The organism is Vibrio sp. 10N.222.46.A1 (assembly GCF_041473595.1).
Classification (GTDB): Bacteria; Pseudomonadota; Gammaproteobacteria; order Enterobacterales; family Vibrionaceae; genus Vibrio; species Vibrio tasmaniensis_A.
This window is the reverse complement of the sequence record NZ_JBFRSN010000053.1, coordinates 1-6,055: the sequence shown is the minus strand read 5'-3', so window position 1 is coordinate 6,055 and position 6,055 is coordinate 1. Positions and strand designations below refer to the sequence as shown.

Genomic DNA, 6,055 nt, shown 5'->3' with positions numbered 1-6,055 from the left:
TGGCGCTCTACATCTTCTTCATTGATAGTAGAACCCGATGGTTTGGTGTAAACCCCATCTTTATGAGAGATCACAACAAGGATGCCTTTACCACCACTGCCTTGAGCGGGCTTGATTACAAAGCCCGGCCACTCTTTAACCATCTTGTGGATTGTTTTTACTTCAGCTTGGTGGCTAATAACGCCAATAAGCTTTGGCACGGTGGCGCCAGCCTGTTCAGCAATGATTTTAGTCTTAAGCTTGTCATCAACGAGTGGGTACTTGGAACGATCATTGTAGCGGCCAATATAACTATGGTTACGCTTGTTCATTCCCATTATGCCTTTGTCTTTCAACTTAAACGGTGAAGTAAATTGATCAAACATAACTTAGTCCTCCGCTAGCGGTTTAAAGCGACGAAGCTCGGTTAGACGGTAGCCTGTGTAGTTACCTAGTAACAAGATGGTCGCTAGAATAACAAGCTGTAAACCAATAAAGTTAAACGTTAAGTGCTGAATGAACGGGTTAGTCATACCTAAGTAAACAAGCACCGCGGTAAATAGAGAGCCACCACCTTGAAGTACAACTTCTTTCGCGCCTTCTTCTTCCCAAAGGATAGACATACGTTCGATAGTCCAAGACAAGATAATCATTGGGAAGAACGTAATTGATAGGCCTTCTGTAAGTCCGATTTTAAATGCGACTACAGTAAATATCGAAATAATCATAATTACTGTAATAATTACAGCGGATATTCTGGCCACGAGCAATAGGTTGAGTTTGGATAAGTAACTTCGAATTACAAGACCGGTACCTACAATCAGTAGGAAGCCAACAATACCGGTAACCAACTGTGTTTGAACGAATGCCACGGCAATCAGAACGGGCATGAACGTACCAGAAGTCTTAAGACCTATGATGACACGTAGGAACACAACAATCAGAGCACCGATAGGAATCAGCATGATGGTTTTAAACATCGCTTGCTCTTCTAGCGGCAGACTATGAATGGAAAGGTTTAACAGTTGATCCGCTGATACTTTACTGTTGGTTGCTTCAGTTGGAGTAACTTCCTGAGCAATCATAGAGAAGTGAACTTTACTGTTCTGACCGCCAACCACGTCTAATAGAGATACATTTGATTCATCCCAAATTAGCAGGTTTGGTTGAACTTGCTGCTCGCTAGATTCAGGAGAGAATAGAACCCACTGGTTATTATCCCAAATTTGGTTCATGTGTTGGATTGATTGGCGACGACGTCCGTCTTCCAGTTCAATAACACCGACGACTTTGTTGTGGATTTTAGCGGCAGAAAGTAGCTTGTGTGTCGCTTCCACTTTGGTCATGTTATTCAGAATCAGCGCTGAGTTTTGGCTGTCTGGATCGTTAAGCGTTTTGATTAACTCACGAGTAAAGGTGATGTTGTCTGCTGAGCGCTTGGTTGCTCTGTCAATCAAAGCAAGGGCCGCGGCTTCTTCAGGACCATCAAAGCTTGGTTGAGCCACATCACCTTCTGGAGGTGTTGAGGTAACGTTCGCTTGGCTATCGACTAAGAACTGTGTCTTGTAGTAGATAGTCTGCGGACCATCTGCGTGACGAATTGACCACTCAGCACGGCGACCTGAATCTGTATTCAAGTACGAAATGCCATAGCCTGGTGATGAAGCTGACTCGCCGATAAGTGTAAAGTTAGACTGTGTGTGAGGTGCGGCTAGTGAAACTTTTGCTTCTTTGCCCACTGCATTGAATTCGATACGAGCTTCAATGTCCCAAACTTGATTAGTTTCGCCTGGAGTCCAGGGTACACCGTAGGTTGTATGTCTGAACATACTCAGAGTTATACCTGCCACGATGAGCAGGAATATAGAAATATAAAATGGAATTCTTGACGTCATAGCTTACCCTACTATTGTTATTTAACTTCCGTTTGTACGTACTTTTTACTTACATCTACTAGCGCTATGTCTTTGATAAATTCGCGCCCTAGTAATACAGGGTGACTCATTTGAGAGCGATCCGCCAATGTAAATTGCGCTTTTTCATGGATTTTTCCGACTTTTACCCATAATTCGATCACAGCTCGACGTTCTGTTTGATCATTCGTCGATTGACGGATTTTCACATAACGTACAACGGGCGCTTCGATCCATTTTTGGTCTTCTTTTGCTTGTGCTTTATCTGCCAAATGGAACTTAACCCAATCTTTACCGTTACGTTCGAATTCTTTGATGTCGACGGCATTTAAAGAAGAGGTGGTTGCGCCAGTATCAACACGAGCATCGAAGCTTTGTTTGATAGAGTCGATCGATACTTTTTCAATACCGCCTAGAATAGTCGGCTGTGATGTAGGAGCGGTAGGTGCAGCTGCAACGGCAACAGGCTCGGCTTCTTTTAGCTCTTCAATGACCCTGTGTTCCATACTGGTCAGGTGAACATCTAATTGACTAGAAAGAGTGGTAATTTCGTCTTCCAAGCTTTCAATATAATCACTTTGATTACTTAGCTGCAGTTCAAGATTTTGAACCTTGTTTGCGATGTTTGTCTCTGAGCGGGAAATAGCGTCGAGAGTTTCTTGATGGTAGGTAGCACCGCTCGTGAGGGTGCAACCAGAGAGCAAACCAACCGCCACGATAGGCGATAATCGCTTAAACATATAAAAACCTTTGGAAATTAGAGAATAGTTCAGACTATTTAGAAGTTTATCCCACAAAAAAGGATGCGTGAAGCATCCTATTGTAAGAGTCTGGTCATATTGAATCGCAATGTGAGCGCTACGAAAATTATTGTCACTTAAGGGCGCTCACTTATTAAACATGAGCGCAACTTTTGTACAATTAGTTCTCTTTTTTATCAAAATTCCCACATATAAATAACGGTGGCTGTATGACGACAGAGCTTATGGTTTTGTGTAACAGAGCTTAAGGTTTTGTCGCTACTAGAATCGCACGCCTTGGTGCAGGGTGACCTTCTACGGTTTTACTTGGATCATTAGGATCTAAGTAATCCGGTAAAGAGTTGTGTGTCATCCACTCTGTTGTGCGTTGTTCGCCAATCGTTGTGACATTTTCATCAACGATACGCACGTCTTCAAAGCCTACCTGTTCAAGCCAGCGTTTCAGTGCGCGTGCAGATGGGAAGAAGTACACGTTTCTCATTTGCGCGTAGCGATCCACAGGCACAAGAACAGTGTTTTCGTCACCTTCAATCACTAACGTTTCAAGTACCAGTTCGCCACCAGATACCAATTGGTCTTTTAGTTGAATCAAATGATCAAGTGGTGAACGGCGGTGGTAAAGCACGCCCATGCTGAATACAGTGTCGTAAGCTTCCAATTTTGGCAGTTGCTCAATACCTAGAGGTAATAGGTGAGCACGTTGGTCGTCGCCCATCAATTTACGAATGGCTTCAAACTGAACCAAGAATAAGTGAGAAGGGTCGATACCCACCGTCAAGCGAGCGCCTTCACCTAGCATGCGCCACATGTGGTAGCCGTTGCCACAACCTACATCGAGAACCGAACGGTTTTTCAATGGAGAGATATGTGGAAGCACACGATCCCATTTCCAGTCACTGCGCCATTCTGTATCGATATGAATGTCGTGAACTGTGTAAGGGCCTTTTCTCCAAGGGTGGAAAGTCTTCAGTAAGCTTTCTAACTTTTTAAGTTCACCCGTGTGGAACGGTGTAGAGCTGCCAATCGTCACTGAGTTTTTCAGATCAACTTGGTCAGGCACACCTTGCGGGATTTTATTCAGTGCACGCAACCAACGGTCGAAGTCGCCGTGTTCTGCATTTTGCCAATCCGTCAGCTGTTGAGGAAGAACATTAAGCCACGGCTGAAGGCGAGTGTCTTGGGCAATGAGTTGATAAAAATTGGCAAAATTAAACATAGTTTTTCACTGAGTTAATAGGGTCAATAAACCCTAAAATAGAAATTAAATTTGTCATTCCCTACAGTGAGGGACGAACATGATAGGGAGTCTCGGTTTATCGTACTTGATAGAGACCCCCAACACGCTCCTTCCTCGCTCTTGAGGATGACATTTTAGTACGAGCTGACTGGGTATGTGCGCTATTTAATCGCGAACATTGAACCGAAGTTGAAGCATTGGAACCACACTTCGCTACTTGAGAAGCCAATCTTTTCAAAACGTTGCTTGTGAACTGTAATCGAGTCAGGACGCATCACGTTTTCAATTGCGCTGCGTTTCTGGCTGACTTCAAGCTCGCTGTATCCGTTTGCACGCTTGAAGTCATGGTGCAGGTCGATAAGCAGTTCATTTGAACTTTCGTCTTCGAATACGTACTTTTCAGAAAGGATTAAGATTCCGCCCGGGCGTAAGCCTGCATGAATTTTTTCAAGCAGAGCGTATCGGTCGTCAGGAGACAGAAATTGCAGTGTAAAGTTAAGCACCACAACAGAGGCGTCTTTGATTTCCACTTCACGGATGTCGGCTTCAATCACTTCTACCGGTGTGTCACTGCGGTAGGCGTTTACATGCAGCTTACAGCGTTCAACCATGGCTTCTGAATTATCGATAGCGAAAATCGTGCAGCCTTCTTGCTGAATGTGACGACGCATAGAAAGTGTCGCAGCACCAAGCGAGCAGCCAAGATCGTAAATATTTGAATGTGGCTTTACAAAGCGTTCAGCCAGCATGCCGATTGCAGAGATGATATTGCTATAACCAGGCACCGAGCGTTGAATCATATCCGGAAATACTTCAGCAACCCTTGCATCAAAGGTGAAGTCTCCAATTTTATCAATAGGAGCGGAAAAGATATTGTCTGTGTTGCTCATGGCATTTTCTCTCGACAGTCAGCGTAATTGGCACAAAATTCATACCAAATAAAAGGGGACGTATTTTACGTAAAAAAAGCGCGGCTGTCACGAAAACTGAGATTGATGAAAGTGAACGCTTGTTAGTAGTTGTTTACTATCAAAACATCGAGATTTGATGGTCGCCTTTTTGAGCAGGAAACTCCGCCAAATTAGGCAAGGTTATCTTTGTGTGTTCAGCAACTTGCGTCTGTAATTGCTTATAGATAGCAATCGCCAACTCAGGGGCGTGATTATTGTCTGGGGTGTGGATCATTAAATAAGGTTGTTTTCCTTCATTTAACCAAGTCGGTAATTTCGCGAACCAAGGTTTAAAGAAAGCCAGATTGGGTTCCTGATCTGGATGACCAATAAAGCGAACCATCGGATTGTTTGCCGTCGCAATGGCATGAACCGGAACACGTGGTTTCTTTTGATGCGCGTCGATCACCGCTTCTGTGGTTGGTGGTGCGGAGAAAACAGGACGGCTATCCATAATGATGCGATTGATCCCTTCTTCTATCAACCAATGATTGAAACGTTTTTCGGCATCGCCTTTATCAAAGAAACCAAGGTGACGAACTTCAACGCCGAGCTGCATGTCTTTTGGAAACAAGGTACAAAATTTTTGCAGGGCAGGAAGCATGCTGGGTTCGAAGCTATGGGGCAATTGAATCGTCCACTGACCAATGCGCCTATGTAGGGGCGACATGGTGAGCAGAAATTCTTTGAGCTCGGCTTGGCAATGTTTTAAGTGCTGCTGGTGGGTGATGAACTTAGGCAGCTTAAAAGTAAACTTGAAATCATCGTGACTCGCGGCTTTCCAGTTATTGACCGTTGAGACACTGGGTGTCGCATAGAAAGTCGTGTTGCCTTCAACGGTATGAAAAACTTGGGAGTATTTTTCTAAGCGCTCAGCGGGTTTTGTTCCTTTACCATAGAACTGACTTTGCCACTCAGAGTGAGACCACATTGTTAACCCAAGTCTTAGAGGTAAAGTTTCTGTTGTTATTACACGAGCATCCATCTATTACACCGTTATTTATCACGCCATCAGTCATTACAAAAAATTTTTGGGTTGAAATTAGGGCGTGTTGATCTTTCGAGCTGGTTTTTGCAGCGAGTTGCTGGGTATTTATACAAGGCAGAGGCTTTGATGTGTAGCTAGCCTACATGAGAAGCCGATAACGTAGTAGAAATGACCAGCAAACGCTGCCCGAAGGGTTCGGCTAAAAGCGTTTTACTCTTTGTTGAGGG

At 44.1% G+C, this 6,055-nt stretch carries 6 protein-coding genes; all 6 read right to left on the bottom strand.

Features of this window, described 5'->3' with window-relative positions:
* Positions 1 to 365: sugar-transfer associated ATP-grasp domain-containing protein (locus AB4496_RS02305; RefSeq protein ID WP_372130536.1), on the bottom strand; the 365-nt coding region annotated here is incomplete at its 3' end.
* Between the two features lie 3 nt (positions 366 to 368).
* Positions 369 to 1,874 (bottom strand): inactive transglutaminase family protein, encoded by a 1,506-nt coding sequence (locus AB4496_RS02300; protein ID WP_009846363.1) that lies wholly within the window; start codon positions 1,872 to 1,874, stop codon positions 369 to 371.
* A 17-nt stretch (positions 1,875 to 1,891) separates the two neighbouring features.
* Positions 1,892 to 2,632 carry an ATP-dependent zinc protease gene (locus tag AB4496_RS02295; protein WP_009846364.1) on the bottom strand — a complete coding sequence of 247 codons (741 nt, stop codon included), beginning with the start codon at positions 2,630 to 2,632 and terminating at the stop codon, positions 1,892 to 1,894.
* 265 nt (positions 2,633 to 2,897) lie between these two features.
* Entirely contained in the window at positions 2,898 to 3,869 is a 972-nt protein-coding gene (gene cmoB, locus AB4496_RS02290; protein ID WP_102257364.1) for a tRNA 5-methoxyuridine(34)/uridine 5-oxyacetic acid(34) synthase CmoB, read from the bottom strand.
* A 182-nt stretch (positions 3,870 to 4,051) separates the two neighbouring features.
* A complete protein-coding gene (cmoA, locus tag AB4496_RS02285; protein ID WP_009846366.1) occupies positions 4,052 to 4,780 on the bottom strand; it encodes a carboxy-S-adenosyl-L-methionine synthase CmoA in 729 nt (242 codons plus the stop codon).
* A gap of 139 nt (positions 4,781 to 4,919) precedes the next feature.
* Positions 4,920 to 5,825, bottom strand: a complete 906-nt coding sequence (locus AB4496_RS02280; RefSeq protein ID WP_102257363.1) for a DUF72 domain-containing protein — start codon at positions 5,823 to 5,825, stop codon at positions 4,920 to 4,922.
* Positions 5,826 to 6,055: the final 230 nt, after the last annotated feature.